The sequence below is a fragment of the Streptomyces sp. NPDC093598 genome, from assembly GCF_044764825.1.
Classification (GTDB): domain Bacteria; phylum Actinomycetota; class Actinomycetes; order Streptomycetales; family Streptomycetaceae; genus Streptomyces.
Genome location: NZ_JBIWIV010000020.1, coordinates 97,132 through 123,565, shown reverse-complemented (window position 1 = coordinate 123,565; position 26,434 = coordinate 97,132). Strand labels below are relative to the sequence as shown.

General features: G+C 72.3%; 23 protein-coding genes. 9 read left to right on the top strand and 14 right to left on the bottom strand.

The annotated features are described in order from the left end of the window. Nucleotides 1–125 precede the first annotated feature (125 nt). Complete coding sequence (locus ACIRDU_RS35495; protein WP_403587665.1) at nt 126–1,040, bottom strand: SDR family NAD(P)-dependent oxidoreductase; 915 nt, start codon at nt 1,038–1,040, stop codon at nt 126–128. A 107-nt stretch (nt 1,041–1,147) separates the two neighbouring features. Here ACIRDU_RS35495 and ACIRDU_RS35490 point away from each other — a divergent pair, with 107 nt between their 5' ends. Further along, complete coding sequence (locus tag ACIRDU_RS35490) at nt 1,148–2,074, top strand: cyclase family protein (RefSeq protein WP_403587662.1); 927 nt, start codon at nt 1,148–1,150, stop codon at nt 2,072–2,074. A 468-nt stretch (nt 2,075–2,542) separates the two neighbouring features. Here the strand turns inward: ACIRDU_RS35490 and ACIRDU_RS35485 are convergent, their stop codons facing one another. From ACIRDU_RS35485 to ACIRDU_RS35470, 4 genes are all read right to left on the bottom strand, one after another. Further along, complete coding sequence (locus tag ACIRDU_RS35485; RefSeq protein ID WP_403587677.1) at nt 2,543–3,022, bottom strand: ATP-binding protein; 480 nt, start codon at nt 3,020–3,022, stop codon at nt 2,543–2,545. A 443-nt stretch (nt 3,023–3,465) separates the two neighbouring features. Beyond that, complete coding sequence (locus tag ACIRDU_RS35480; RefSeq protein WP_403587659.1) at nt 3,466–4,371, bottom strand: acyl-CoA dehydrogenase family protein; 906 nt, start codon at nt 4,369–4,371, stop codon at nt 3,466–3,468. Between the two features lie 6 nt (nt 4,372–4,377). After that, nucleotides 4,378–5,511: an acyl-CoA dehydrogenase family protein gene (locus tag ACIRDU_RS35475; RefSeq protein WP_403587656.1), complete on the bottom strand. Its 1,134-nt coding sequence runs from the start codon at nt 5,509–5,511 to the stop codon at nt 4,378–4,380. Continuing rightward, nucleotides 5,511–6,707, bottom strand: coding sequence for an amidohydrolase family protein (locus ACIRDU_RS35470; RefSeq protein ID WP_403587653.1), 1,197 nt, complete (start codon nt 6,705–6,707; stop codon nt 5,511–5,513). The genes ACIRDU_RS35475 and ACIRDU_RS35470 overlap by 1 nt, the downstream gene beginning before the upstream one ends. Nucleotides 6,708–6,808: 101 nt before the next feature. Between ACIRDU_RS35470 and ACIRDU_RS35465 the strand changes: the two genes are divergently transcribed. Next, nucleotides 6,809–8,311: a class I adenylate-forming enzyme family protein gene (locus ACIRDU_RS35465; protein WP_403587650.1), complete on the top strand. Its 1,503-nt coding sequence runs from the start codon at nt 6,809–6,811 to the stop codon at nt 8,309–8,311. 20 nt (nt 8,312–8,331) lie between these two features. Here the strand turns inward: ACIRDU_RS35465 and ACIRDU_RS35460 are convergent, their stop codons facing one another. Both ACIRDU_RS35460 and ACIRDU_RS35455 read right to left on the bottom strand, forming a co-directional pair. Continuing rightward, complete coding sequence (locus tag ACIRDU_RS35460; protein WP_403587646.1) at nt 8,332–8,844, bottom strand: EF-hand domain-containing protein; 513 nt, start codon at nt 8,842–8,844, stop codon at nt 8,332–8,334. A gap of 168 nt (nt 8,845–9,012) precedes the next feature. Further along, complete coding sequence (locus ACIRDU_RS35455; RefSeq protein ID WP_403587643.1) at nt 9,013–9,393, bottom strand: STAS domain-containing protein; 381 nt, start codon at nt 9,391–9,393, stop codon at nt 9,013–9,015. Between the two features lie 362 nt (nt 9,394–9,755). Between ACIRDU_RS35455 and ACIRDU_RS35450 the strand changes: the two genes are divergently transcribed. Together ACIRDU_RS35450 and ACIRDU_RS35445 are read left to right on the top strand one after the other, a co-directional pair. Then, nucleotides 9,756–10,337: a sigma-70 family RNA polymerase sigma factor gene (locus tag ACIRDU_RS35450; protein WP_403587640.1), complete on the top strand. Its 582-nt coding sequence runs from the start codon at nt 9,756–9,758 to the stop codon at nt 10,335–10,337. Next, nucleotides 10,334–11,698 carry a zf-HC2 domain-containing protein gene (locus ACIRDU_RS35445; protein WP_403587637.1) on the top strand — a complete coding sequence of 455 codons (1,365 nt, stop codon included), beginning with the start codon at nt 10,334–10,336 and terminating at the stop codon, nt 11,696–11,698. The genes ACIRDU_RS35450 and ACIRDU_RS35445 overlap by 4 nt, the downstream gene beginning before the upstream one ends. Before the next feature lie 96 nt (nt 11,699–11,794). Here the strand turns inward: ACIRDU_RS35445 and purU are convergent, their stop codons facing one another. Together purU and ACIRDU_RS35435 are read right to left on the bottom strand one after the other, a co-directional pair. Next, nucleotides 11,795–12,676: a formyltetrahydrofolate deformylase gene (gene purU, locus ACIRDU_RS35440; RefSeq protein WP_403587634.1), complete on the bottom strand. Its 882-nt coding sequence runs from the start codon at nt 12,674–12,676 to the stop codon at nt 11,795–11,797. 46 nt (nt 12,677–12,722) lie between these two features. Next, the gene (locus ACIRDU_RS35435) at nt 12,723–13,223 is read right to left on the bottom strand and encodes a hypothetical protein (protein WP_403587631.1); all 501 of its coding nucleotides are present in this window, start codon (nt 13,221–13,223) and stop codon (nt 12,723–12,725) included. A gap of 117 nt (nt 13,224–13,340) precedes the next feature. On the opposite strand from ACIRDU_RS35435, the gene ACIRDU_RS35430 reads away from it, so the two are divergent. After that, a complete protein-coding gene (locus ACIRDU_RS35430; RefSeq protein ID WP_403587628.1) occupies nt 13,341–14,651 on the top strand; it encodes an ABC transporter substrate-binding protein in 1,311 nt (436 codons plus the stop codon). A gap of 43 nt (nt 14,652–14,694) precedes the next feature. On the opposite strand, the gene ACIRDU_RS35425 is transcribed toward ACIRDU_RS35430, so the two are convergent. Beyond that, complete coding sequence (locus tag ACIRDU_RS35425) at nt 14,695–16,536, bottom strand: hypothetical protein (RefSeq protein WP_403587625.1); 1,842 nt, start codon at nt 16,534–16,536, stop codon at nt 14,695–14,697. Between the two features lie 201 nt (nt 16,537–16,737). Next, nucleotides 16,738–18,123 (bottom strand): transcriptional regulator, encoded by a 1,386-nt coding sequence (locus ACIRDU_RS35420; RefSeq protein ID WP_403587622.1) that lies wholly within the window; start codon nt 18,121–18,123, stop codon nt 16,738–16,740. A gap of 306 nt (nt 18,124–18,429) precedes the next feature. Between ACIRDU_RS35420 and ACIRDU_RS35415 the strand changes: the two genes are divergently transcribed. From ACIRDU_RS35415 to ACIRDU_RS35405, 3 genes are all read left to right on the top strand, one after another. Beyond that, the gene (locus ACIRDU_RS35415; protein WP_403587619.1) at nt 18,430–19,092 is read left to right on the top strand and encodes a bifunctional DNA primase/polymerase; all 663 of its coding nucleotides are present in this window, start codon (nt 18,430–18,432) and stop codon (nt 19,090–19,092) included. A 111-nt stretch (nt 19,093–19,203) separates the two neighbouring features. Further along, nucleotides 19,204–19,995 (top strand): ABC transporter ATP-binding protein, encoded by a 792-nt coding sequence (locus ACIRDU_RS35410; protein ID WP_403587616.1) that lies wholly within the window; start codon nt 19,204–19,206, stop codon nt 19,993–19,995. Next, nucleotides 19,992–21,584, top strand: coding sequence for a transporter (locus tag ACIRDU_RS35405; RefSeq protein WP_403587613.1), 1,593 nt, complete (start codon nt 19,992–19,994; stop codon nt 21,582–21,584). The genes ACIRDU_RS35410 and ACIRDU_RS35405 overlap by 4 nt, the downstream gene beginning before the upstream one ends. A 21-nt stretch (nt 21,585–21,605) precedes the next feature. Here the strand turns inward: ACIRDU_RS35405 and ACIRDU_RS35400 are convergent, their stop codons facing one another. Further along, on the bottom strand, nt 21,606–22,523 hold the full coding sequence (locus ACIRDU_RS35400; RefSeq protein ID WP_403587610.1) for an alpha/beta fold hydrolase: 918 nt from the start codon (nt 22,521–22,523) through the stop codon (nt 21,606–21,608). 602 nt (nt 22,524–23,125) lie between these two features. Next, a complete protein-coding gene (locus ACIRDU_RS35395; RefSeq protein ID WP_010035781.1) occupies nt 23,126–23,818 on the bottom strand; it encodes a metal-dependent transcriptional regulator in 693 nt (230 codons plus the stop codon). Nucleotides 23,819–24,088: 270 nt separating this feature from the next. Between ACIRDU_RS35395 and ACIRDU_RS35390 the strand changes: the two genes are divergently transcribed. Continuing rightward, entirely contained in the window at nt 24,089–24,844 is a 756-nt protein-coding gene (locus ACIRDU_RS35390) for an SIS domain-containing protein (RefSeq protein WP_403587607.1), read from the top strand. Nucleotides 24,845–24,871: 27 nt separating this feature from the next. Here the strand turns inward: ACIRDU_RS35390 and ACIRDU_RS35385 are convergent, their stop codons facing one another. Then, nucleotides 24,872–26,329 carry a PAS domain-containing protein gene (locus ACIRDU_RS35385; RefSeq protein ID WP_403587604.1) on the bottom strand — a complete coding sequence of 486 codons (1,458 nt, stop codon included), beginning with the start codon at nt 26,327–26,329 and terminating at the stop codon, nt 24,872–24,874. Nucleotides 26,330–26,434: the final 105 nt, after the last annotated feature.

The window sequence follows — 26,434 nt, the reverse complement described above, 5'->3', positions numbered from 1 at the left end:
CGGCGAGAGTGCGTGCCGGGCGTCGCGGGGCAGGCGGGACTTTGCGGACACCCCCTAGGGGCGCGGGGAACTGCGCGACAAGCCACAACGCACCCGCACCCGCCGAAAGGCCCAAAGTCCCCGAGCTACTGGGCGTTCGGCCGCTCCCCCCGAGCCGCCGCCCTCTCCATCTCCCGCACGCGCTCCAGCAACGGCATCGGATCCACTCCCACAGACCCGGGCAGAAACTGCGCGATCCTCTCCACGGTCCACCCGTCGGAGGCATACGCGGCCCGCAGCTCCCTCGGCTGCGCCCACACCGCGATCTTCGACCCGGCCACCGTGTACACCTGCCCGGTCACCCCCTGCCGAGCGGCGGCATCGGACAGCAGGTACACCACCAGGGCGGCGACATCCTCCGGCTCCCCGATCTCCGCCAGTTCCATCGGCACCCCGGCCGACATCCGGGTCCGCGCGACCGGCGCCACCGCGTTCGCCGTCACCCCGTACTTGTGCAGCCCCAGCGCGGCACTGCGCACCAGCGAGATGATCCCGCCCTTGGCGGCGCTGTAGTTGGCCTGGGAGACGGACCCCTGGTGGTTGCCGCTGGTGAAGCCGATCAGCGTCCCGGCGCGCTGCTTCCGCATCACCGCGGAGGCCGCCCGGAACACCGTGAACGTGCCCTTCAAATGCGTCGCGACGACCGGGTCCCACTCCTCCTCGGTCATGTTGAACAGCATCCGCTCGCGCAGGATGCCGGCCACGCAGACCACCCCGTCCAGCCGCCGGTACGACGACAGCGCCACATCGACGACCCGCTGCCCGCCGGCCATCGTGGAGATGTCGTCGGCGACGGCCACCGCCTCGCCGCCCGCCGCCTCGATCTCCTTGACCACGGCCTCGGCGACCGCACTGGTCGGGGAGGCGCCGTCGACCGCCACGCCATAGTCGTTGACGACGACCTTCGCCCCCTCGGCCGCCGCCTCGAGCGCGACCGCCCGGCCGATACCCCGCCCGCCACCCGTGACGGCGACGACCTTGCCTGCCAAGAAGTTCCCCACGCCCGGCCCCTTCCCGTCCCACGGTTTCTGACGGACCGTTAGATTGTTTCGGTTCCCGAATTCTACGACCCGTCAGATACTGGAGGACAAGCCCCGGGGAGGGATCCATGTCGCTGCCGGACGCGTTCCACGCCATCGCCGAGCGCGTGAACAACTGGGGCCGCTGGGGGGCCGACGACGAGATCGGCACACTGAACCTGATCACCGACGAGGTCGTCAGGGCGGCCGCGGCGACCGTCCGCACCGGCCACCGCGTCCCGCTCGCACTGCCTCTCCAGCAGGACGGCGTGCAGACGGGCATGATCCCCGGCCGCGTCAACCCCCTGCACGCCATGGTGCAGATCAACCAGGAGATCTTCGGTCCGGGCACGGTCGCGTGCAGCGACGACGTCGTGACCATGGGGCTGCAGGCGGCCACCCACTGGGACGCCCTGCCGCACGTCTCGCACTCGGGCCGGCTCTACAACGGCCGTCCGGCCCACACCGTCACCCCGCACGGCGGCGCCGAGTTCAGCGGCATCGGCACGGTGCGGCACCTCGTCTCGCGCGGGGTGCTGCTGGACGTCGCCCGGGCCCGGGGCGCGGACCGGCTGGACGGCGGGTACGCGGTCACACCCGAGGACCTGGACGCCGCCGAGGAGCTGGCCGGCACGCGGGTGCGGGCCGGTGACATCGTGCTCGTACGGACCGGGCAGATCCGGGCCTGCCTGGCCGGGGACCGGCACGGCTACGCGTATCCGTCGCCGGGGCTGTCGATCCGGACGCCGGAGTGGTTCCACACGCGGGACGTCGCCGCCGTCGCCAACGACACCCTCACCTTCGAGGTGTTCCCGCCCGAGGTGGAGAACCTCTGGCTGCCGGTGCACGCCCTGGACCTCGTGGAGATGGGCATGCCACAGGGGCAGAACTGGAATCTCGAAAAGTTGTCCACAGCCTGTGGAGAAGCGGGCCGGTACGCGTTCCTGCTGACGGCGACCCCCGAGCCGTTCACCGGGGCGACCGGCTCTCCGGTGGCGCCGGTCGCCGTCCTGTAGGCCGGCGGGCACCTCCCCGTCGAGCCGGAGGTCCGGCACGGTCGGGCCGCCATCCCGCTGGAGCTGGATGGCGGCGCCGCGCTGCTCGCCCCGAGCACGGCAGCGCGCGCCACCACCCGACTCCGGCGCTCCCGCCCCGACTCCCTGCCCCTGAAGGGAGCCGACGCCGAATCGCGACTCACACTCGCCGAGGACTGCCGTCCACCGAAGCCCTCGCCGTCCCCTCACGGTGAATCGCTGCTCACAAGCGTGAGCAAACCGTCACGAGGCGTCAACAGCGGTTCGGCGATATATCCCGTATGGGGCTTTCGTCGTGGGCGCGCACGGAAGCACGTCCCGGCGCATCGCCGCATGCCCTGAGGAAATCGGCCGGTGCACCTGCATCCGTGCCCCGGCCCCGCCGCACAACCCCGCGGCATGTGCCGCCGCAGACCAGGCCCGACAGACGCGGGCGTCGGCCGGCGGGTGCTACACCGCCTCGTACGCCAGCCCCTCGAAGGCCGCCCCGCCGCCGTACGCCGCCGCGCCACCCCCGCAGGACGCCGTCATGTCGCGGGACTTCGCGCACCGGTCCAGTTCGCACCAGATGCGCTTGCCGGTGGACTCGACGCTCCAGCCCCAGCGGTCGGCGAGGCCGTCGACCAGGGCCAGGCCCCGGCCACCGGTCGCGTCGTCACCGGCGCACCGGGGCACGGGGGCCCGGCCGCTGCGATCCGCGACCTCGAGACGGACCGTGGCCTCCTCCGTCGCCACGGGCGGCAGGCACAGCCGCAGGACGGCGGGCCGGCCGGTGTGCACCACGGCGTTGGTGACGAGCTCGGAGACGAGCAGGATCAGCGTCTCGGCGAGGGGTTCGTCGGCCTGTATGCCGGACCCGGCAAGGCGGGAGCGGGCCCACCGCCGCGCTCGCCCCACTTCTGCGGGGTCGGGCCGGATCTCCAGCTGCACTTGAAGCACCTGCACCGCTCACACCATCCGAACCGGCGGACACTTAGGCTCGCGCCTCACGAGGGCCACGATCGTAGCCATTCTCTGCATGGCCAGAACAACGGCCGGGACAAGGATCACGGAACGTGAATCCCTTGTGGGACAGCATGGTTGACGTACAGTCACCCCAACAAGCGCTTCGGGCATATTCCAGCGCGAAGGAGTACCCGTGCGGCATACTGTGCGACGCTCGCCGCGGGCAGTCGAACAGGCCGCGTCACTGGGTCGCACTGCGCTCGGAGCCACTCGCATCTCACACAAGGTACCGGAGCGGGCAATCGACTCCAGGCCGTAACGAGTCACGCTGAGGACACAAGCCGATCTCAACGCTCCGTGATTCCGGTATGCCACGATCCATGACATCTCCGGGAACGCGTACGGCGACACCGCAGCCAGACGGACTGTCAGGCCGGTCCGGGCGCCAGAGCGGCCGCGAGCAGCTCCTCACTCTCCGTGACACCGCCCGCACGCTGGGTTCGAACCCATGCGCGTTTCAGATGCAGATGGACCTCGGACTCCCAGGTGAAGCCCATGCCGCCGTGCACCTGGAGACAGTCGCGGGTGCCGCGCACGGCGGCCTCGTCGGCGAGGAGCCGGGCCGCGGCGATGTCGGCCGGGTCGGCGGTGACGGCGGCCGCGTACACCGCGGCGCGGGCCGTCTCCGCCCGGACCAAGATCCCCGCGCACAGGTGCGCCACCGCCTGGAAGGCCCCGATGGGCCGACCGAACTGTTCGCGCGTCCGGGCGTGTTGCGCCGCCAGTTCGCAGACGCGGGTGGCGGTGCCGAGTTGCTCGGCGGCGGTCAGGAGGATCGCGACGGGGTCGGGGACGGGCCGCGCGGCGGGCACGCGGTGCAGGGGCGTCAGCGGATCGATCGACCGCAGCGGCACGGCCCCGGTGATGTCCCCGCGTACGACGTCCGCCTCCGCCAGCCACTCCACCAGCCCGCCGTCCACGGCCGCCACCACCGTCTCCCCGGTGGCCGCGCCCGGTACGGCACCGGCCGCGAGGTGGGTGGCGACGAGCGGCCCGGGCAGCAGCGCCCTCCCGGCCTCCTCGAACACCAACACGGCCTCCGGCAGCCCGAGTCCGACCCCACCGTCCGCCTCCGGCACCCGCAGCGCGAAGAACCCGAGGTCACCGAGGACCCGCCACAACCCCCGGTCGACCCGCAGCGCCCCCGAGTCCGAACCGCCCGCCCCGGAGCCCTCCACCGCGGCCCGCAACGCCTCCCCGTCGAAACGTCGCGCGAGCACCCCGCGCACCCCGTTCCGCAGCGCCCGCTGGTCGTCCGTCAGGCGGAACCGCACGGCACCTCACCGTCCCTTCGGCAGGCCGAGGATGCGCTCGGCGATGATGCTGTGCTGGATCTGCGAGGTGCCGGCCGCGATGGTGTACGACAGGGAGGACAGCCGGTCGAGGGCCCACGGCCGGTCCAGGTCGAGGCAGTCGGGGCCCAGCACCTCGGCGGCGGCGTCGTACAGCTCCTGGCGGGCGTGCGCGTAGCGGAGCTTGAAGACCGAGCCGCCTGCGCCCGGTACTCCGCCCGAGGCCTGCGCCGCGCTCACGTTCCACTGCGTGAGCCTCCACAGCGCCCGGAACTCGGCGTCGAGCCTGCCCAGCCGGCGCCTGATTGCCGGGTCGTCCCAGCGGCCGTTCTTGCGGGCCTCGACGGCCAGTTCGGCCAGGACACGGCGGCAGGCGACGACCTCGCCGGCGAAGGCCGTGCCCCGCTCGAAGGAGAGCGTCACCATGGTCACGCGCCAGCCGTCGTTCTCGTCGCCGACCCGGTTGGCCACCGGCACCCGCACCTCGTCGAGGAACACCTCGGCGAACTCGGCCGACCCCGCGAGCGTGCGCAGCGGCCGTACGGTGATCCCGGGCGCGTCCATGGGCAGGGCGAGCCAGGTGATGCCCCGGTGCCGGGGCGCCTCGGGGTCGGTGCGGACCAACAGTTCGCACCAGTCGGCGATTTCCGCGTGGGAGGTCCAGATCTTGGAGCCGGTCACCACGTAGGCGTCGCCGTCGCGCCACGCGCGCGTGCGCAGGGCCGCGAGGTCGGAGCCGGCCTCCGGTTCGCTGAAGCCCTGGCACCAGACCTCCTCGCCGCGCAGGATCGGCGGCAGCCAGCGCTCCCGCTGCCGGGCCGTGCCCTCGGCGGCGATCGTCGGGCCGGCGTGCAGCAGCCCCACGAAGTTGGCGCCCACATAGGGCGCGCCCGCCTTCTCGGTCTCTTCCAGGAAGATCAGGCGGACGCTCGGTGTGGCGTCCCAGTGGACGTGGGCGTACCCGGCGTCGTGGAGTCTGCGCTGCCAGCCGAGGTCGTAGGCCCGCCGCCCCGGCCAGTCGCCGGGGGACGGCTTGGGCGGCAGGCCGGGGAGCACCCGAGCGAGCCACTCCCGCAGCCGGACCCGGAACTCCTCCTCCTCGGGCGTGTCCGACAGGTCCATCAGCGGTCGAGATCCAGGCCGAGCATCCGGATGGCGTTGCCGCGCATCAGCTTGTACACCGTCTCGTCGTCGAGGCCCTTCACATGGTCGAGGGCGACCTCCTTGGTGTGCGGGAAGGTCGAGTCGACGTGGGGGTAGTCGGTCTCGAAGGTGGCGTTGTCCCGGCCCACCACGTCCAGGGACGCCACTCCGTGCTTGTCGCGGAAGAAGCAGCAGAAGATCTGCCGGTAGTAGTACGTGGACGGCGGCTCGGGGACCGTGTCGCGGACGCCGCCCCAGGCGCGGTGCTCCTCCCAGACGTCGTCGGCGCGCTCCAGGGCGTAGGGAACCCAGCCCATCTGCCCCTCGGAGTAAGCGAGTTTGAGGCGCGGGAAGCGCACCAGGACGCCGCTGAAGAGGAAATCCATCATCGAGGCCATCGCGTTGTTGAAGCTGAGCGAGGCCTGGACGGCGGGCGGGGCGTCCGGGGAGGCGGCCGGCATCTGCGAGGACGATCCGATGTGCATGTTGACGACCGTGCCGGTCTCCTCGCAGACCGCGAAGAACGGGTCCCAGTAGCCGGAGTGGATGGACGGCAGCCCGAGGTGGGTGGGGATCTCGGAGAAGGTCACCGCCTTGACCCCGCGCGCGGCGTTGCGGCGGATCTCCGCGACCGCCAGGCCGACGTCCCACAGCGGGATCAGGCACAGCGGGATGAGCCGTCCGCCGCTGTCGCCGCACCACTCCTCGACCATCCAGTCGTTGTAGGCGCGCACGCAGGCCAGGGCGACCTCCTTGTCGTGCGCCTCGGCGAAGGTCTGGCCGCAGAACCGCGGGAAGCTCGGGAAGCAGAGGCTGGCCTCGACATGGTTGAGGTCCATGTCCTTCAGGCGCTCCTTGGGGTCCCAGCAGCCGGGCCGCATCTCCGCGCGGGTGATGCCCTCCAGGGTCATCTCGTCCCGGTCGAAGCCGACGGCGGCGATGTTGCGCTTGTACGGGAACTTCAGGTCCTCGTAGATCCACCAGTCGGTGGGCTGGCCGTCCGGGTCCATGGTGATGCGGTACTTGCCGCCGATGTAGGCGAGTTCACCGATGCCGGCGGTGAGTGCCCTGGGCCCGCGCTCGCGGTACCTGGCCGGCAGCCAGGTGTCGAAGAGGTGGGCGGGCTCGATCACGTGGTCGTCGACGCTGATGATGCGGGGCAGTTCGGTCGCCATGGGTCCCCTCCGCCGGACGGTACTTATCTGATGCTACGTCAGATAGCATCCCATCTGACGACCCGTCAGCCAAGCGGCACACCGAGGAGCAGGGGGCAGCCGTGAACGAGACCCCACACGCCCTGAGTTCGTCCCGCACCCTGTGGGAGCTGGTCACCCGCCGCGCCGCTCTCACCCCCGACCGGCCGCTGTTCCTCCAGGACGGCCGCACGCTCACCTTCGAGGGGCTGCGCGCGCGTGCCGAGCGCGTCGCGGCCGGGCTGCACGGCATGGGCGTACGCCCCGGCACGGTGGTCGCCTGGCAGCTGCCCACCCGTATCGAGACGGCCGTGCTGTCCTTCGCGCTGGCCCGTCTCGGCGCCGTGCAGACCCCGGTGATCCCCTTCTACCGGGACCGCGAGGTCGGCTTCGCGCTGGGCGAGTCAAAGGCGGAGTTCTTCGCGGTGCCGGGTGTGTGGCGCGGCTTCGACCACACGGAGATGGCCCGCCGGCTGGGCGCGAAGGGCGTGTTCGAGGCCCACGACGACCTGCCCGACGGCGATCCGTCCGTGCTGCCCCCGCCGCCAGCCGACGGCACCGCCGTCCGCTGGATCTACTGGACGTCCGGCACGACCTCCGACCCCAAGGGCGTGCTGCACACGGACCGTTCCCTGCTCGCGGGCGGCTCCTGCCTGGCCCACGCGCTGCGCCCCTCGCCGGACGACGTGGGCTCGATCGCCTTCCCGTACGCCCACATAGGCGGGCCGGACTACACGGTGATGCTGCTGCTGTACGGCTTCCCGGCGGTGCTGTTCGAGCAGTTCGCGCTGCCGGACGCGCTGGGGGAGTATCGCGCGCACGGAGTGACGATGGCAGGCGGGTCGACGGCGTTCTACTCGATGTTCCTGGCGGAGCAGCGCAAGCGGCCGGGGACGCCCGTGGTGCCGACCCTGCGGCTGCTGGCGGGCGGCGGGGCGCCCAAGCCGCCGGAGCTGTACCACGCCGTGGTGCGGGAGATGGGCGTGCAGCTCACCCACGGGTACGGCATGACCGAGGTGCCGATGATCACCATGGGGGCGCCGGACGACGGCCCCGAGCTGCTGGCGACGACCGAGGGGCGGCCGCCCGAGGGCATGGAGATCCGGATCGTGGACGGGGAGGTGCGACTGCGCGGGGAGGCCGTGTGCCGGGGGTATCTGGACCCGGGTCAGACGGCGGAGGCCTTCGACGAGGACGGGTTCCTGCGCACCGGCGACCTCGGGCACCTCACGGAAACCGGGCACCTGGTCCTCACCGGCCGGCTGAAGGACGTGATCATCCGCAAGGGCGAGAACATCTCTGCCCGGGAGATCGAGGACCTGCTGCACCGGCATCCGGCGGTCGGGGACGTGGCGGTGATCGGGCTGCCGGACGCCCGGCGCGGGGAGCTGGTGTGCGCGGTGGTGGAACTGCCGCCCGGCGCCGGGGCCCTGACGCTCGCGGACGTGACCGCCTTCCTGCGCACCGAGGGACTGTCGGTGCACAAGCTGCCGGAGCGGCTGGAGGTGGTGGACACCCTTCCGCGGGGCGAGACCCTGCGGAAGGTGCTGAAGTACAAGCTCCGCGAACGCTTTGCGGGCACGTGACGCCGCTCGGGCGCGCGTCCCTACTCGGGCACGGTGAAGTAGCGGGCGAAGGCGGGGACGACCTCGGCCTCGCCGACCTTGCCGTCACCGTCCGCGTCGAGCGTGGCGGCGGCCGGTCCTGCGACGTCCTCGGGAACGCCGAGGCACTTCAGGACGCGGCCGGCCTCCTCGATCGTCGCGGCGCCGTCACCGTCGGTGTCGGCGACGTCCAGGGCGGCGTGCAGGAAGGGGCGGGCGATCTCGGCGAACCGGTCGGGGTTGTCGCGCAGGCGCTTGACCGCGCTGTTGACGAACTCCTCGCGGGTGATGCGCTGGTCGCCGTCGCGGTCCGCCATCCCGGCCATGCCCTGCCAGAAGGCCTCGGCGCCGCCGTACAGGGCCTGGCCCTTGTCGGAGCGGGCCGTCACGCCGAACTCCCCGAGCAGCGCCTTGGCCGCCCCGTAGAAGTCCTCGCGGTCGATGTAGCCGTTGCCGTCCTGATCGAAGGTGGCGAACCGGGCGGCGATCCTGCGCTCGTACTCGCTGCTGACCATGTCTCTCTCGGGCCGCCTTACGTCGGGTGGGGTGTGTCTGGGTCGGAGCGTACGACGGAGGGAACCGTTCGGGCGCGGGAAACCGTCACTTGTGCCAAGACCGGGGGAATTCCGGGACAACAGTGTGCCGGAACGGCAACACTCGGCCTACCGAGCGTCATCGGGCCGTCACGCGGACAGGGGTTCACCCTCGTCACCGAGGGCCGCGTCCACATCGCCGTAGACGTCGAACAGCCTGCGGACACCCAGCGCGCCGAGGACCCGGTTGACATGGGAGCCGTCGGCCGCGCCCCGGGCGGGCAGCACGAGGCGCAGCCGGCCCTGGCAGGAGCGGATCAGCCGGCGGGCCGCGATGAGGACGCCGACGCCGCTGGAGTCGCAGAAGAACACGTCGGACAGGTCCAGGACGAGGCAGTGGTGCCCCTCGGCCACCACGTCGTGCACACGCTGACGCAGCACCGGAGACGTCACCAGATCCAGCTCGCCCGACACTTGGAGCACGGCCCATTCGCCCTGCTCACCGCCGGTCACATTGAAGGTCACCACCACGCCCCTCGCTCGCCAGAACGGAAGCAGTCCCTACGCTTCCTTGCAGCGCGGCTGCCCAGCGGCAGTTCCCTAAAACGCGACCCGAAAAACGGATCCCCCGCAGAAGAGGCTTGTTTTAGTCGACTTCGATCCTGTTCGATCCTCTTCAGTCAGGTCTGATCGGAGGGTTCATGGGTAGGCGCGACCCCAAAGGCACCCGGTGCGGGCGCCGGTGGTCCTCTACCACCTGCGGCCGGTCAGGGGGCGCACATTGCCACAAAGGGGCGTGCGCCACCGGACGTGCCGACTACATTCGGGGAGACATCAGGCACAGGCTGGACAGAGCACGGGCGCGGGACACGAGCAGGGGGTGAGGGGGCCGCATGGCGAAAAAGGACGTACCGCCTCGCTGGGACCGCAAGATGCAGCAGCGGCTCGCCCGCGGGGAAGCGGCCGCCCTCGGTGAGCTCTACGACCGGTTCGCCTCCCTCGTGCACGGCCTCGCCCACCGGGTGCTCGGCGACGAACGTGCCGCCGACGGCATCACCCGCGAGGTGTTCATCCACGTCTGGGAGCATCCCGGCTCCTACGACCCCAAGCAGGGCCCGCTGCGCACCTGGGTCGCCACGCTGACCCACCGGCTGGCGGTGCAGCGGCTGCGCGCCACCGAGACCGCCGCCCTCGCCCGCGAAGGCTCCGGCACCGCGGAGGAACTGGAGCACCGGGTGCGCCGCGCCTCGGTCGCCGCGCGCGCCGACTACATCGTCCAGTCCATGCCGGTCCCGCTGCGCTCGGCCCTGGAACGGGCCTACTTCCAGCGCCGGGACTACCGGCAGACCGCCGCCGACCTCGACATCACCGAGGACGAGGCCCGCCGCCGCCTGCGCCTGGGCCTGCAACTGCTCTCCACCGCCCACGACACCGAGGCACCGGGCGCACCGCCCGGATACGGGGGTGCGGTGTGAACGGGGCGGACCGGTTCGAGGCGTACGACGGCGACGAGGGAGAGGATCGCCGCGAGGAGAAGGGCAACCGGCGGGACGAGAGCGACATTCGGGATGAAGGCGTCGAAGACGTCGAAGGCGGGCACGGCTTCGCCCCGGGACCCGGACACCCGCCGCGGATACCCCTGCCCCGGGCCTCCGTCGAGGACAGCGGGCTTCCGCTGCCCGCGCCGGCGGACCTCGGCGCCACGGCACCGCCGCCCGTCCCGCCCGTCTTCGAGCACGCCGTGCTGAAGGCCCTGCTCGGCGCCTGGGCGCTGGCCGCGTGCTCGGCCGAGGAGGCCACGGCCGTCGAGGAGCACCTCGGCGGCTGCGGCTCCTGCGCCGACGAGGCCCGGCGGCTGCGCGAGGCGGTCGGGCTGCTGCAACGCCCCGAGAGCCTCGACCTGGACCCGGGGCTGCGCACCCGCGTCCTGGAGACCTGCCTGGAGCGGCGACCGCCGCGCATCCCGGTACCGGACTGGGCCGCAGCGTACGACGCCGAGACCGCGCGCCTGGACGCCCTGCTCCAGGACTTCGGCGACGCCGAGTGGCACGCGCCGGTACGGCTGCGCTGGTTCCGCTCCGACGAGTCGACCAGCCGCCGCACCACCGTCGCCGGGGTCATCGCGCACCTGCTCAGCGTCGACGGCCTGGTGGCGGTCGCGCTCGGCCTGGACGACCCGCTGGGCGAGGTCCCGTCCCGGCACCCGACCCCGGCGGCCCGCACCGAGGCGTTCTGGCGCGCCTCCCACTTCCCGCCCACCCGCTTCCTGCGCGCGCCCTGGCGCGACCAGAGCCACAGCCTCGTGCGCACGGTGTCCTTCACGGGCGGCGGCGCCGGGAAGACGCCGGTGTCGTACGGCGACTTCGAACTGCCCCTGCACGACGCGATGCTCGACCGCGCCTTCGAGTGCTGGGTCCACGCGGAGGACATCGCCGACGCGGTCGACTACCCCTACGACCCGCCCTCGCCGCGCCATCTGCACCGCATGATCGACCTGGCGGCCCGGATGCTGCCGACGGCCCTGGCCCACCGCCGCCGGGCGGGCCTGGCCTCCCCCGCCCACCACCGCCACCTGGTCGCGGCGGGCGAACCGGGCCGCAGCCTCCGCCTGGAGATCGAGGGCTCGGGCGGCGGCGAGTGGCTGATCCCCCTCGACTCCCCCGCGGCGAAGGGCTCCGCCGAACACGAGGTGGCGCATGTGGCCCTGGACGGCGTCGAGTTCTGCCGCCTGGCCGCCGGCCACGTACCTCCACAGGAGGCAGCGGCGGGCCAGGTGGGAGACAGAGAGGCGATCAGGGACGTCCTGTTCGCGGCGGCTTCACTGAGCAGAATGTAGAACCCGGCCTCAGGGACGTGCCCTCAGGGGCGCGGGGAACCGCGCGAACAACCACACACACTCCGCACCCGCCACCAAACGGGATGAACCGAGCTCCTAGGCGAAAATCACAGTCCGCCGCCCGTTGGGCAGAATCCGCCGCTCGGCATGCCACTTGACCGCACGCGCCAGCGCCTGGCACTCCACGTCACGCCCGATCGCGACAAGCCCCTCCGGCGTCACGTCATGCCCGACCCGCTCGACCTCCTGCTCGATGATCGGCCCCTCGTCGAGATCAGCCGTCACATAGTGAGCCGTCGCACCGATCAGCTTCACGCCCCGGGCGTGAGCCTGGTGATACGGCTTCGCGCCCTTGAAGCTCGGCAGGAACGAGTGGTGGATGTTGATGATCCGCCCGCTCAGCTGCTTGCACAGATCGTCCGAGAGGACCTGCATGTAGCGGGCCAGTACGACCAGCTCCACGCCCTCCTCACGCACGATGTCGAGCAGCCGCCCCTCCGCCTCGGCCTTCGTGTCCTTCGTCACCGGAATGTGGTGGAAGGGGATGTTGTACGAGCCCACCAGCTCGGCGAAGTCCGTGTGATTCGACACCACTCCGGCGATCTCCACCGGCAGCGCCCCGGTCCGCGCCCGGAACAGCAGGTCGTTCAGGCAGTGCCCGAACTTGCTGACCATCAGCAGGATGCGCATCTTCTGGTCGCCCCGGTGGATCTGCCAGTCCATCTGGAACGAGTCACCGATCGCCGCGAAGCTGGCTCGCAGCTTCTCCACCGTCACCGGCGCGTCCGCCGAGAAGTGGACCCGCATGAAGAACAGTCCCGTGTCGTGGTCGCCGAACTGCTGGCTGTCCTCGATGTTGCAACCGGTCATGAACAGATAGCTCGACACGGCGTGCACGATGCCCTTCCGGTCAGGGCAGGAAAGGGTGAGGACGTACTGGTCGGCCGGGACCGCGGCGCTGGTGGACTGCTCGTTCATGCAGGACAGGTTCCCACAAGGAACGACACCACCGGCAATCGTCCCGCTAGGCGGACCTGGTCATGATCCGCAGTACGTCCAGGCTGCGCGGCTGCGCGTCCGGCTCCTCACCGTCACTCGCCGCGAGCCGCACGTGCGCCTCCCGGGCCGCCCGGACCGCCTCCGGCCACGCCTCGTGCTCCAGGTACGCGGCGACCGGCGCGTCCGGCCCGACCTGGTGCATGATCCGCAGCACCCGCAGCACCGCGGTGTCGACGAGGGCCGCCTCCTGGGAGTCGCGGAAGATCGTGCCGACGTACTTCTCGGCGGACCAGTGGTCCAGCCAGGTGTCCTCGACCAGCCGGTACACCGCGTCGGTCACGTCGCCGTAGCCGTCCACGCCGGCCAGCCAGACGTCCCGCTGGAAGGCGGGATCGGAGAGCATGTGCAGCGCCGAGCGCACGTTGCTGCGCCAGCGCCACCACGGCATGTCGTTGGCAGGCATGCCGCCCATGGTGGATGAGCGACGGCCACGACGGGAAGAGTTCTCCGAAGCTTGCACGGTCATCGATCGTACGTTCCCCTCCACATCGGTCACATCGACCCCCGCAATTCACCTGTGCGTCACCGATCATTGCCCCGAGATCACTCATGGGTTAGCCATGTGACGGAATCGTGCGGAACCATGACCGGCAGGCGACACACCCGCAGCACATTCCTCCCCGGCCTCCTCACCCGTCACGCCAGAAACGGCGTCCTCTCCGCGGGCACGGCGGTCGTGTGCGCGTCGCTCCTCGCCGGTTGCGGTGTCGTCCCCGGCACCACGGGGGATGTCGGGGGCGACACGATCACCGTCATGACCTGGGCTCCGCAGAACACCAAAGCCACCAACAAGCCCGGCATGCCCGCCTTCGCCCACGCCTACGCCCGCTGGATCAACGCCGAGGGCGGGATCAACGGCCGCAAGCTCAACGTGCTGACCTGCAACGACCACAACGACAGCGTGGCCGCCGCGAAGTGCGCCCGCCGGGCCGCCAAGGAGAACGTCGTCGCGGTCGTCGGATCCTACAGCCAGTACGCGGACTCCTTCTTCCCGTCGCTCGAGGGCGCCGGCATCCCCTACATAGGCGGCTACGGCATCACCAACGCCGAGTTCACCAGCCCCCTGTCCTACCCCGTCAACGGCGGCCAGCCCGCGCTGCTCGCCGGTCTCGGCAGCGCCCTCGCCGAATGCGGGCCCGTCGCGCTGATCCGTCCCGACACCCTCGCGGGCGACCAGCTGCCCCCGCTGCTCGACTCCGGTCTGAAGGCGGGCGGGCACCGGGCCTCGCACGACCAGCGGGCGGCGGAGGACGCCACGGAGTACGACGGCCAGGCCGCGCGGGCGCTGCGCACGACGACGGCCGACGCGGCGGACGACGGGTGCGTGGTGCCCGCGCTCGGGGACCGCAACGGCACCTTCATGGACTCCTTCCGGCGGGCCCGCGAGGACTACCCGGACGTGCGGACGGCCACCGTGCTCGGCAGCGTCGACCAGACGGTGATCGACGCGACCGGCGGGGCCTCGGGGCCCTACGAGGGCTCGTACATCACCGGCTGGTACCCGGTGGCGAGCGATCCGCGCTGGGACGGGATGAAGCGGGTGATCCGGGAGGAGGCCTTCGGCGACAACCGCATCGACCCCGCGGACGCCGGAGTGCAGACCACGTGGATCGCCTACACGGTGTTCCGGCAGATCATCGAGTCGCTCGGCGACGGCGAGGTGACCGCGGACACGGTGGCGGAGGCTCTGGACGACGGCCTGAAGGTCAGCACGGGCGGGCTCACGCCGACGTTGCGGTGGCAGTTCCAGGACGAGCTCGCCGCCGTCGGCTTCCCGCGCCTGGTCAACGCGAACGTGACCCTTCAGGTGGTGCGGGACGGGCGGCTGGTGTCGGCGCGCCAGGGCTTCGTGGACACGACGAAGACGCTTCAGGACGCCGACGTGAACTACTGAGCGCCCACGCCCGGCAGTTCACGTCCGGATCCGGCCGTCCCCGTCACAGCTGGGTGGGCTGCCGCTCGGTCAGGCCGTACTTCTTCGCGATCCCGTTCCACAGCCCGGCCGCCTTGGCCTTCTCGGCGCTGGCGACGCCGCTGGCCCGGTTGCCGGCCTGGGTCTGGTTGGTGGCTCGGGCCTGGCCCTTCCTGCAGCCCTTCTTGCCTGCGGTCTGGTCGGCCCAGGCCGCGTAGTGGCTGTCGGCCGAGGCGGAGGCCTGCCAGGCCTTGGTGAGGGCGGTGGTCAGCGCGACGTGGTCGGGCAGCTGGTCGACCTCGATGCCGGAGAGCCGGGTGACCAGCCCGCTGCGCTGCTTGGCCGCGTCGCGCAGGTCCTTCGCGGCCTGGGCGAGGTTGTCGCAGCCCTTGACGTCGGCGACCGCGTTGATCACGGTGCTGCGGCTGTTGCCGCTGTCGGCGAGCAGCTTGTCCAGCTCGACGGCCTGGGCCCGGGCCGGGTCTGCCGACGGCGAGGCGGAGCCGTCCGTCGCGGGAGCGGAGGCGGCCACGGTCTTGTTGGCGCCGCCGTCGTCGTCCCCGCCGCCTCCGCCACCGGCGAGCAGCGCGCCCGCGCCGACGCCGAGGACGGCGATACCGATGCCTACGGCGGCGATCACGGGCACGCGCGAACCGGCACGGCCACCGCGCGACCGGCCTCCGGCGGGCGGGGCGTGGGAAGGCTCGGGAGCGCCGTACGAGGGCTGGGGCTGCGGCCGGGGCTGCTCGATGCGGGGCATCTGCTGGGTCGCCCCGGCCGGGCTCTCGGCACCGTGCTCGCTGCGGAAGAGGTTGTCGAACTCGGCGGGCGGCTGCTTGTCACCGCCGGGCACCGGCGCGATGTACTGCGTCGCCTCGGCGTCCGGGTTCGAGGCGGGCGGGTTCGAGGCGGGGGTGTTCGAGGCGGGCGGCAGCGGCCCGGCTCCCGCCCCGGCCCGGGGTCCGGTCCCGAGGTACCGCGTCGCCTCGGGGTCCTCCCCGGAAGGCATCCCGGGCGGCAGCTCCCCCGGTCCCACGGGGGGTATGTACTGAGTCGCCCCCTCGTCGGCGGCCGGGGGGACGGGCGGCAGGTACTGCGTGGCCGCGGCGGCCGCGTCCCCCGCGACGGGCGGTATGTACTGCGTCGCGCCCTCGTCCGCGGGCGCGGGCAGGGGCGCGCCACCGGCTGCCCCGTACGCACCGGTTCCGGCCTGCGGCGGTACTGCTCCCCCGGCAGGCTGCCCGTACGTACCGGAGCCCGGCGGCAGGCCACCCCCGTACGGGTCGGCGCCCTGCGGCCTGCCGGTCCCCTGCGGATACCCGTACCCGGAAGCTCCCTGCGCCTGCTGCCCCTCGCCGGCTCCCGCCTCGTGCGGACAGCCGTACCCCTGCGCGCCCGAGCCCTCCGGAGGCAGGGGGGCTCCTGCGCCGGAGGTGCCGTACGGGTCGTAGCCGGTGTGGCCCGCGGGCGGCTGGGGCGTGCCGTACGGGCCGGGGTGCGCCGGTGTGCCGGCGTACGGGTTCGGGGGCCGGGTGCCCTCCGGGGGGAGCGCGCCCGGGGCCTGGGCGTCCCAGGCGGGCGGCTCCTGGGTACCCCACTGCTGGGGCTGGGACTGCCAGGTCTGCCCCGGCGGCGGAGGCGCGGCCTGCTGCTGGTCCGGGCCCCACGGCTGGCCCCAGGTCTGGCCCTCCGCGGGGCCCGACGCCTGCGGCCCGCCCGTCGACGGCGGGGCGGGCCTGCGGCCGGGGGCGTCACCCGGTCCGCCCGTCATGCCCGGCAGCAGGGGTTCGCCACCGTCGGAGGGCAGCACGATGCCTTCGCGCGCGGGGCGCGCCGAGGGCTCCTCGCCCTGTCCACTCTGCGTCACCGGGACTCCTACTAATGGGGGACCTTGTGAATCGTCGGGTCACGCTACCGGGTCCCCGGAGCCCCGTGCCACGCAGCACAGGGCCCGGCCCCCTGCCCTGTGAGCGCGGTAACACCACGGGGTCACGGCACGCTGTTCATGTCACCTCCTGCGCCCCAGGCGGCCGTTTCCCGCACGTTCACGCATCCGCAGACCTTGTGTTCACGCCGCGGCCTGAAGGTCGAGCCGCGCGCCGAACTCCCTGACCACCGCCTCGTCCCGGTACGGCTCCAGCCGCTGCTGGAAGTCCTCCAGGTACTCGGCGCCCCGGTTGGAGCGCAGCCCCTCCAGCAGTTCCACGGCCTTCATGCCGGTGCTGCACGCCTCTTCGACCTCGCGCTGCTGCACCTGTGCCGTGGCCAACAGCACATAACCGATGGCCCGGCGGCGTGCCCGGGTCTCGGGATGCCCGGCGAGCGACTCCTGCGCGCACCGGGCCGCCGCCTCGGCCTGCCCCAGGTCCCGGTGGCAGTGGGCCAACTCGTCTGCGAGGTAGGCCTCGTCGAAGTGCGCGATCCACACCGGGTCGTCCCCGGCGGCCGGGTCGGCCGCCTCCAGGGCGCTCACCGCACGCCCGGCCGAGGACTGGGCGGCGCGCACGTCGCCCATGAGGGCGTGCCCGCGCGCCTCCGCCGCGTGGAACATGGACTCCGCACGCGGTGACACGCGCCCCCGCGCCCCCTCCTGCGCCGCCCGCGCCAACTGCGCGATCTCCCGCGGGTTTCCGAGCTGCGCGGCGAGGTGGCTCATGGAGGCCGCGAGGACGTACCCGCCGTAGCCGCGGTCCCCGGCCGCCTGGGCGAGCCGGAGCGCCTGGATGTAGTAGCGCTGGGCCAGGCCCGGTTGCCCCGTGTCGACGGCCATGTACCCGGCGAGCTCCGTCAGCCGGGCCACCGCGGCGAACAGGTCCCGCCCGACCGCCTCCCGGTACGAGCCCGCCAGCAGCCCCGAGACGACGCTGTTGAGGTAGTGCACGACGACCGGCCGCACATGCCCGCTTCCGTACTGGTGGTCGAGATCCACCAGCGCTTGCGTCATGGCCCGTACCGCCTGGACGTCGGACTGCCCCACCCGCGGTCCCGCGGAGCGCGACACCTGCGCGTCGGGCGCGGAGATCAGCCAGTCGCGGCTGGGCTCGACCAGCGCGGACGCGGCGACGGAGGAGCCGGACAGGAAGTCCCGCCGCCCCACGTCACTGCGCCACAGCTCGCAGACCTGCTCGACGGCCCCCAGTACCGTCGGCGAGAACTGAAGGCCCACGCCCGAGGCGAGGTTCTTGCCGTTGGCCATGCCGATCTCGTCGATCGTGACCGTACGGCCGAGCTTGCGGCCCAGGGCCTCGGCGATGATCGCCGGGGCCCGGCCCCGCGGCTGCTGCCCGCGCAGCCAGCGCGCCACCGACGTCTTGTCGTAGCGCAGGTCGAGGCCGTGCTCGGCACCGCACATGTTGACCCGGCGGGCCAGGCCGGCGTTGGAGCATCCGGCTTCCTGGATGAGCGCCTGGAGCCGTTCGTTCGGCTGCCTGGCGACGAGCGGCCTTGCGGCCATGGCGTACCCCCTGTGGCTGCGGTGCCTGCCCACGCACCGAGTTGACGTGTCTTCCGCGGCCGAGCCCCTCACGTCCCAGCGAAAAGATCCGGCCGTGAAGATCAATGCCCCGCCGACCAGGCGAAAATGCGAGGCATGTGAGGAATGCCGGGGTGACGGCTGCTGCCGGCCCCACTCGTGGTTACCCAGCTCCGACGACGGTTCCTCCTGCGCGCCCCCGCACATGCACCCATGCGCCCCGGATACCGGGGCGATGCTCCTCCCCGCGCACACGGGCGGGCGTAACCCCTGGTGACGACCAGAGTTGTGTTCATCGTGGAAGAGACGATCGCCGGCACCGAAGCCGCTCAGATCCCGAAGCAGCGCGGGGAATCGCTGCTGGAGACCGCTGTTCGCTACGCCGAGGAGCGTCACTGGGACGTGTTCCCCGGCACCTGGCTGGAAGCCGTCGACGGGAGCCAGCGCTGCTCCTGCGGTGACGCGGCGTGCCCGGCGCCCGGGTCGCACCCGGCGCGTCCGGACTGGGCGACGCAGGCGACGGGCAGTGCGACGGTCGCGCGGCGGATGTGGCAGAAGCAGCCGACCGCGTCGATCCTGCTGCCGACGGGGCGGACGTTCGACGCGATCTCCGTGGCGGAGACGGCGGGGTTTCTCGCGCTCGCACGGATGGAGCGGATGGAGCTGACGCTGGGGCCGGTGACGCTCACGCCGGATCGGCGCATGGAGTTCTTCGTGCTGCCGGGGGCTGCGGTGAAGGTGCCCGATCTGGTGCGGAAGCTGGGATGGTCGGTGTCGTCGCTGGACCTGACCGTGCTGGGCGAGGGTGCGTATGTGGCTGCGCCGCCCACACGGTTCGGGTCGCGGGGGGCTGTGCAGTGGGCCTGCCGGCCGACGCCTGCGAATCGGTGGCTGCCGGATGCGGAGGAGTTGATCTCGCCGTTGGCTTATGCGTGCGGGCGGGATCGGTAGGCGCCCTTTCGTCTGCCTGGTCCGTGTTCGTCGGCGGCTGCGGCTCGTTCGTGGCCGATCGCGCAGTTCCCCGCACCCCCCTGGGTCCGTTCCACCACCGTAGGGTGCAAGGTGACGGAGGGAGGCGCGGTGGGATCCAGCGCTGTGCGTGTGCGGGGGCTCTGGAAGCGGTTCGGGCAGCAGGTCGCTGTCGCCGGGGTCGATCTCGAGTTGCCCGCGGGCAAGTTCATCGGGCTCGTCGGGCCGAACGGGGCCGGGAAGACCACCACCTTGTCGATGGTGACCGGGCTGCTCAGGCCCGACCACGGGACAGTCGAGGTGGTCGGGCACGACGTGTGGCGCGACCCCGTCGAGGTGAAGGCCCGGATCGGGGTGCTGCCGGAGGGACTGCGGCTGTTCGAGCGGCTCTCGGGGAGGGAACTGCTGGCGTACTCCGGGAGGTTGCGCGGGCTGCCCGGTGCCGAGGTCGACAAGCGGGCCACGCAGCTCCTCGACGTACTCGATCTCGCCGGCGCCCAGCACAAACTGGTCGTCGACTACTCGACCGGTATGCGCAAGAAGATCGGGCTCGCCTCCGCTCTCCTCCACAATCCCGAAGTGCTGTTCCTGGACGAGCCGTTCGAGGGGGTCGACCCCGTCTCCGCGCAGACCATCCGGGGTGTGCTGGAGCGGTACACGGCATCGGGCGCCACGGTCGTGTTCTCTTCCCACGTCATGGAGCTCGTCGAGTCGCTGTGCGACTGGGTCGCGGTGATGGCCGCCGGGCGGATCCGAGCCACCGGCACCCTCGCCGAGGTGCGCGGTGACGCGCCCTCGCTGCAGCGGGCGTTCCTCGAACTCGTCGGCGCGCAGAGCCGGGACGCCGGGTCCGACCTCGACTGGCTGGGCGGTGGGTCGCGGTGAGCACCCCCGCGATCACCCCCGTCTTCGTACGGCTGAAGCTGTCCCTGCTGCGCAACGGACTGCGGCAGTCCGGCGGGCGGAAGGCCGCCTACATCACGTCGGCCGTCTTCGCCCTGCTGTTCGCCGCGCTCCAGCTGATCGGCCTGATCGCGCTGCGCGGGCACGCGCACGCCGAGTCGGTGGTCGTGCTGGCCGCGGCGGTACTGGGGCTCGGGTGGGCGGTGATGCCGCTGTTCTTCCCCAGCGGTGACGAGACCCTCGACCCGACCCGGCTGGTGATGCTCCCGCTGCGGCCCCGGCCGCTGGTACGGGCGCTGCTGACGGCCTCGCTGGTGGGCATCGGGCCGCTGTTCACCCTGTGCCTGCTGGTCGGATCCGTGATCGCGGTGGCGCGGGGCGGGGCGGCGTTCGCCGTCGGTGCCGTCGCCGTCGTCCTCGCGCTGCTGGTGTGCGTGGCCCTCGCACGGGCCGTCGCCGCCGCCAACGTACGGCTGCTGACCAGCCGCAAGGGGCGGGACCTCGCGGTGCTCAGCGGGCTCGTCATCGCCATCGGGGCGCAGATCGTCAACTTCGGCGCGCAGCGGCTCGGGGCGTCGGGGCTGGGCGAACTCGACCCGGCTGCCGAGGTGCTGCGGTGGGTGCCGCCCGCGTCGGCGATCGGGGCCGTGCACGCGGTCGGCGAGGGGTCGTACGGTGTCGCCGCCGCCCAGCTGGCACTGACCGCGGGTGCGCTGGTGGCGCTGCTCGCGCTCTGGTCGCGGCATCTGACCCGGCTGATGACCTCGCCCGACGGATCCACCCTGCCGGGCGCCGAGTCGGCCGCCAAGGAACGGTCGTCGACCGGGCTGGGGCGGCTGCTGCCCGCGGGGCGTACCGGCACGGTCATGGAGCGCAGCCTGCGGTACGTGTGGCGCGACCCGAAGACCAAGGCCGCGTGGGTGACGTCGCTGGCCATCGGGCTGATCGTGCCCGTGTTCAACGCCTGGCAGGGCACCGGTTCGGTGTACTTCGCGTGCTTCGCCGCCGGGATGCTCGGCATCCAGATGTACAACCAGTTCGGCCAGGACACCTCGGCGTTCTGGATGGTCGCGATGACGATCTCCTCGACGCGTGACGCCTACGTCGAGCTGCGCGCCCGGGCGTACGCCCTGCTGCTGATCACCCTGCCGTACGCCACCCTCGTGACGGTCCTGACGACGGCCATGCTCGGCGACTGGCGGACCCTGCCCGAGGCGCTGGGGCTGTCCTTCGCGCTGCTCGGCGCGATGCTCGCGACCGGGGCGTGGACGTCCGCCCGCTTTCCCTACTCCATCCCGCAGGAGGGCTACAAGAACGTCGCCCCCGGGCAGACCGGGCTCGCCTGGATCTCCATCTTCGGCGGCATGATGGCGGCCGCCCTGCTGTGCGCGCCCGTCATCGCGCTCACGATCTGGCTGAACGTGAGCGCCGACGGCGACGACTGGAGGTGGCTGCTGCTGCCGGCCGGCACGGCGTACGGCGCGGCTCTCGCGGCGGCGGGGCTGAAGCTGGCCGCTCCGCGGACGGCCCGGCGGCTGCCGGAGATCCTGGCGGCGGTCAGCAAGGGCTGACACGCCCCCCGGAGGCCGGCGTCAGCCGTCGCCCAGCCCGTCCAGGAACGGCTCGATGGCGGCGCACCAGGCCTCCGGCTGGTCGTAGTGCACCAGGTGACCGGCGTCGGCGACCTCCGCGTACTGGCCGCGGGGCAGGACGCGGACCATCTCCTGGGCCTCGGCGCGGCCCAGCTCACCGTCCAGGCCACGCACCACCAGGGCGGGGCACCGGACCTGGGCCAGCTCCTCCCAATGCGCGTCGTACACCCAGGTCTCGCGGGAGCGGAGCATCTGCTCCGGCTCGAAGACCGGGCGCCAGCCGTCCGGGGACTCGGCCATCACCTCGGCGTAGAACTCGCCACGGGCCGGATTGGGCCGCTCCACCCAGGGGTCGTCCTCGCCGAACCACTTGCGGACGTCGGCGAGCGTGGCGAAGGGCAGCGGCCAGGACTCGAACCACTGGCCCCACTCGCGCTGCGAGGCGGCGCCGAGCGCGGAGGCCCGCATGTCGCAGATGATCAGCCCGCGGACCAGGTCGGGTCGCCTGGCGGCGAGCTGCCAGGCGGTCAGGGCGCCCATGGCGTGCCCGATGAGGACGACCGGGGCGAGGCCGAGCTGCTCCAGAGCCGCCTCGGCGTCGTCCACGTAGGCGTCACGTGTGAAGGAGCCCTGCGGGGGCTTGTCGCTGCGGCCGTGGCCGCGCTGGTCGAGGGCGACCGCGCGGTAGCGCGCGGAGAGCCGGCGGGCAGTGGAGGCCCAGTGCGAGGCGCGGCCCATGAGGCCGTGCAGTAACAGCACGCCGGGCGAGCCCTCCGGTGCGGTGTGCCCGTCGTACGCCCCCTGCCCGTCGTACGCCCCCTGCCCGTCCTGTGCCGGATCGGTCTTGGGCGGGTCGCCGAACTCCCAGGCCGCCAGGCGTACGCCGCCCGTTCCGGTCACGTCGATGCGTCGCGCCATGTGCCGGCACCCCCCAAGCTTCGCGAGGACCGTGGCTCCCTCGAGCCGGCCGGTCCTGTGAACCGTGTTCCGCCTGCTGTTCCTTCTGCCCTGCTTGCCGCCGTACCTGTCCGTGCCAGTGTGCCGTGCGCCGCCCCGCAGACTATCGAATGCGCATTCGAGAATGGGGTTCTCGCGGGCAACACCCCTCGTTCGAGTGACCCCTCCCGGGGATTGATCTCCGCTGCCGAGGGGAGATCTTCAGCGGGGGGCGGACCGCTCGGGGAAACCGGTCCGCGGGGAATGACCCTGAGAGCTCGGGGCTCCGGGTCAGCACAGGGGAGGACAGGCCCCGGCGCCTCACGGCGCCGGGGCCCTCCACATCTCCGCGGCACATCCTCCAGCCCCCTCCCCGGTCGGGCGACATCGCTGTCAAGCCACGGCCCAGAGCCCCTCAGGTCATATGCCTCACGCGACAGCGTCGCACGGGAAGCGTACGAGCGCTGCCATTCGACGGACTGGATCCCGGATTCGGTCCGGATCACGCCAAACCACAAGACCCCCGCCCGCAACGGGAGTTGACTACGCCCCGGCGCGACGCCCGCGCCGGACGAGCGGCCGGCTCAGGGCTTGGCGACGAACACGTGGGAGGCGACGTCCGATTCCAGCTCGGCCGCCTCGCCACCGCTGCCCACCAGCACACCGCCCGCCGACTCCGTCACACTCACCACCGAGCCGGGCTGCACCCCCGCCCGCCGCAGCGTGTACATCAGCTGCGCGTCCGTCTGAATCGGCTCGCCGATCCGGCGCACCACGACCGTCTTGCCCTCGGCGCCCGGGTCGAGGCTGGCGAGCGACACCATGCCCTCGTCCAGGAACGGGTCGGCGCCGTCCTTCTCGCCGAGCTCCTCCAGACCCGGGATCGGGTTGCCGTACGGCGACTCCGTCGGGTGTCGCAGCAACTCCAGGACGCGACGCTCCACGGCCTCGCTCATCACGTGCTCCCAGCGGCACGCCTCGGCGTGCACCTGCTCCCACTCCAGCCCGATCACATCGACGAGCAGACACTCGGCGAGGCGGTGCTTGCGCATCACGCGCGTGGCCAGCCGACGGCCCTCGTCGGTCAGCTCCAGATGCCGGTCACTGGCGACGGACACCAGTCCGTCACGCTCCATCCGCGCCACGGTCTGGCTGACGGTGGGCCCGCTCTGGTCCAGCCGCTCGGCGATACGGGCGCGCATGGGGACCACACCCTCTTCCTCCAGCTCGAGGATGGTGCGGAGATACATCTCCGTGGTGTCGATCAGTCCGGACATACGTGCCCCTCGAATGAGATCTGCCGGAGGCTGGACGGCTCACCGGCGTGTGCGCTGGCCCTGCACCCAATTCTGCCGGATACCACCGACAACCGTGCCGCCGGAGGAGAAGCCGGGGATTACGCGGCCGCAGCAAGGGTACGGACTTCCCCTTCAGACACGGGCCGGGGCTCGGCGCACGGCCCGCACGGCCGTATTGACACCGCACTGGTCCAGACCGCACCGTGATGCGCGACACAAGCCGCCGAGGCCAGCCCGAAGGGACCCCGTATGAGCGACCGCGCGCCGGCCGGACAGTACCTCGACGCCGCGATCGGCCTGCTGCGGCGGATCCGCGACGAGGAGGCCGACAGCATCGCCGCCGCCGGGACGCTCCTCGCCGACACCGTCGCGAGCGGCGGCCGGCTCTTCGCCTTCGGCGCCGGGCACTCCTCCCTCGCCGCGCAGGACCTCGTCTACCGCGCCGGCGGCCTCGCGCTGATGAACCTCCTCGCCGTGCCGGGCGTCGTCGGCGTCGACGTCATGCCCGCGCCGCTCGGCTCCGCCCTGGAACGCGTCGACGGACTCGCGAGCGCCGTCCTCGACAGCTCCCCGCTCCGCGACGGCGACGCCCTGCTGATCATCTCCCTGTCGGGGCGCAACGCCCTGCCCGTGGAGATGGCCATGAACGCCCGCGCCCTGGGCGTCAAGGTCATCGGCGTCACGTCGGTGGCCTACGCCTCGGAGACGAAGTCCCGGCACGCCTCCGGGACGTACCTCAAGGACCACTGCGACCTCGTCCTCGACTCCAAGATCGCGGTCGGCGACGCCGAACTCGTCCACGACGACATCCCGGCCCCGTTCGCCCCCGCCTCCACGGTCGTCACCTCGGCCCTCCTCCAGGCCGTCATGGCGACAACGGCCACCACCCTCGCCGACCGCGGCATCGAGCCGCCGCTGCTGCGCTCCGGGAACGTCGACGGCGGCCACGACTGGAACGCCCGGGTGATGGAGCAGTACCGCGACCGGATCTTCTACCGGCACTGAGCGGGCACGCCGGGGCGACGCCCCCTCTCACTCCTCGCCCGACAGCCCCGCCAGATCCAGAGCGGCCGCGATCCGCACCGCCACGTCCTCCGCGTACATCGCGTCGGAGCGCTCGAAGGCGCTGCGACCGGCCCCCCGCAGAAACGTCACGACGCCCAGCGTCCGGCCCCGGCTGCGCAGTACCGCACACAACGCGTGCACCGCGTCCGGGGGCCACTGACGGGCCAGGGCCCACTCGCGGGCCGCCTCCGGCGGGGCCGCGCCCGCGCTCGCCCGCAGGGCTCCCACCCGCTCCACACACTGCAGGGCCGGGTGCCCCTCGGCGTACCGGACGGGCAGGCCCGCGCGGCCGGCCAGCCTGCTCGGGCCCGGCGCCCCCGAGGGCGTGGCCGCGACCCGGACCAGCCGAACCGGCCCCTCGGCCTCCGCGTCGGTGAGCGCGCCCCCGGCGACCCGGTCGATCAGCGCGTGGTCGGCGAAACCGGCCAGGGCGAAATCCAGGTGGACCGTCGCCGCCTCCCCCGGGTCCTCGCACTCGGCGGCGGCCCGCGACGCGCGGTGCAGCTGCTGCGTACGGAACCGCAGCAGCGACGCCTCCTGCTCGGCCTGCTTGGCTTCCGTCACATCCTGGAACAGCCAGCCCACACCCAGCGGAACCGGCTCCTCGGCGAGCGGCGAGGCCAGCCGCAGGAAGCCGCTGCGCCAGCACCGCCGCTTCTCGCCCTCCGACGCGCGCACACTCACCCACACCTCGGCCGGCGCGGGCGGCGCACCCTCCGCCAGCACATGCTGCAGCGCGCTCTCCAGCTCCTCCACGCCCTGCGACAGCAACTCCCCGAGCGGCCGCCCCAGCACCGACGTACGCCCCGTGCCCAGCGCGCGGGCCGCGTGCGCGTTCACCACGGCCGGCCGCAGGTCCACGTCCACCAGTACGACACCCCAGCTGGCATCCTCGAACAGCGCCTCGCTCAGCGCGATCGACCGCTCCAGATCGATCTGCGCGTGCACCTCGCTGAACGCGCAGTACACCCCCGCCGGCTTCCCGTCGGTCCCGCGCACCGCCGCCGACTGCATCCGCACGAGCACCCGCCCGCCGTCCTTCGTCAGCAGAGCGAACTCGTGCACCTGCCGCCCCGGCGCGTGCATCGCCGACAACAGCCGCCCCTCGACCTCCTCGGCGTCCGCGCTGCGCACGGCCCACCCGGCCAGCCCGCGCCGCCCCACGGCCTCGTCCGCGCTCCAGCCGAGAATCCGCTCGGCCTCACGGTTCCAGTGCGTCACGACCCCGTCGGCGTCGAACGCGCACAGCGCCGCGTCCATCCCCTCCAGCAAAGCGGCAAGCAGATCCGAACCATCCGAACTCTCCCGCTCGGGCTCGTCCGGCCCCAGCTCGTCGGTGGTCCCACTACGCCGGGAAGCACTCACCTGGACCCCCTGCAGGCTGCGTCCGCACGTACGGCACGTCGGTTCGCTCCTTGCAATCATTCAACTGGAACGTGACCCAGCGCACACCGAGTTCCCACAACATTGAAGGAATCGTTGTACGGCGGCAATCCCCACGTCAACGCCACGGAGGCCGCCCGGCAGGCC

Coding starts and splice junctions, on each gene's coding strand:
- ACIRDU_RS35390 (WP_403587607.1), top strand. CDS start 24,089: ATGAGCGACCGCGCGCCGGCCGGACAGTACCTCGACGCCGCGATCGGC.
- ACIRDU_RS35430 (WP_403587628.1), top strand. CDS start 13,341: ATGACCGGCAGGCGACACACCCGCAGCACATTCCTCCCCGGCCTCCTC.
- ACIRDU_RS35475 (WP_403587656.1), bottom strand. CDS start 5,511: ATGGACCTGTCGGACACGCCCGAGGAGGAGGAGTTCCGGGTCCGGCTG.
- ACIRDU_RS35435 (WP_403587631.1), bottom strand. CDS start 13,223: ATGACCGTGCAAGCTTCGGAGAACTCTTCCCGTCGTGGCCGTCGCTCA.
- ACIRDU_RS35490 (WP_403587662.1), top strand. CDS start 1,148: ATGTCGCTGCCGGACGCGTTCCACGCCATCGCCGAGCGCGTGAACAAC.
- ACIRDU_RS35460 (WP_403587646.1), bottom strand. CDS start 8,844: ATGGTCAGCAGCGAGTACGAGCGCAGGATCGCCGCCCGGTTCGCCACC.
- ACIRDU_RS35450 (WP_403587640.1), top strand. CDS start 9,756: ATGGCGAAAAAGGACGTACCGCCTCGCTGGGACCGCAAGATGCAGCAG.
- ACIRDU_RS35395 (WP_010035781.1), bottom strand. CDS start 23,818: ATGTCCGGACTGATCGACACCACGGAGATGTATCTCCGCACCATCCTC.
- ACIRDU_RS35470 (WP_403587653.1), bottom strand. CDS start 6,707: ATGGCGACCGAACTGCCCCGCATCATCAGCGTCGACGACCACGTGATC.
- ACIRDU_RS35420 (WP_403587622.1), bottom strand. CDS start 18,123: ATGGCCGCAAGGCCGCTCGTCGCCAGGCAGCCGAACGAACGGCTCCAG.
- purU (WP_403587634.1), bottom strand. CDS start 12,676: ATGAACGAGCAGTCCACCAGCGCCGCGGTCCCGGCCGACCAGTACGTC.
- ACIRDU_RS35385 (WP_403587604.1), bottom strand. CDS start 26,329: ATGATTGCAAGGAGCGAACCGACGTGCCGTACGTGCGGACGCAGCCTG.
- ACIRDU_RS35400 (WP_403587610.1), bottom strand. CDS start 22,523: ATGGCGCGACGCATCGACGTGACCGGAACGGGCGGCGTACGCCTGGCG.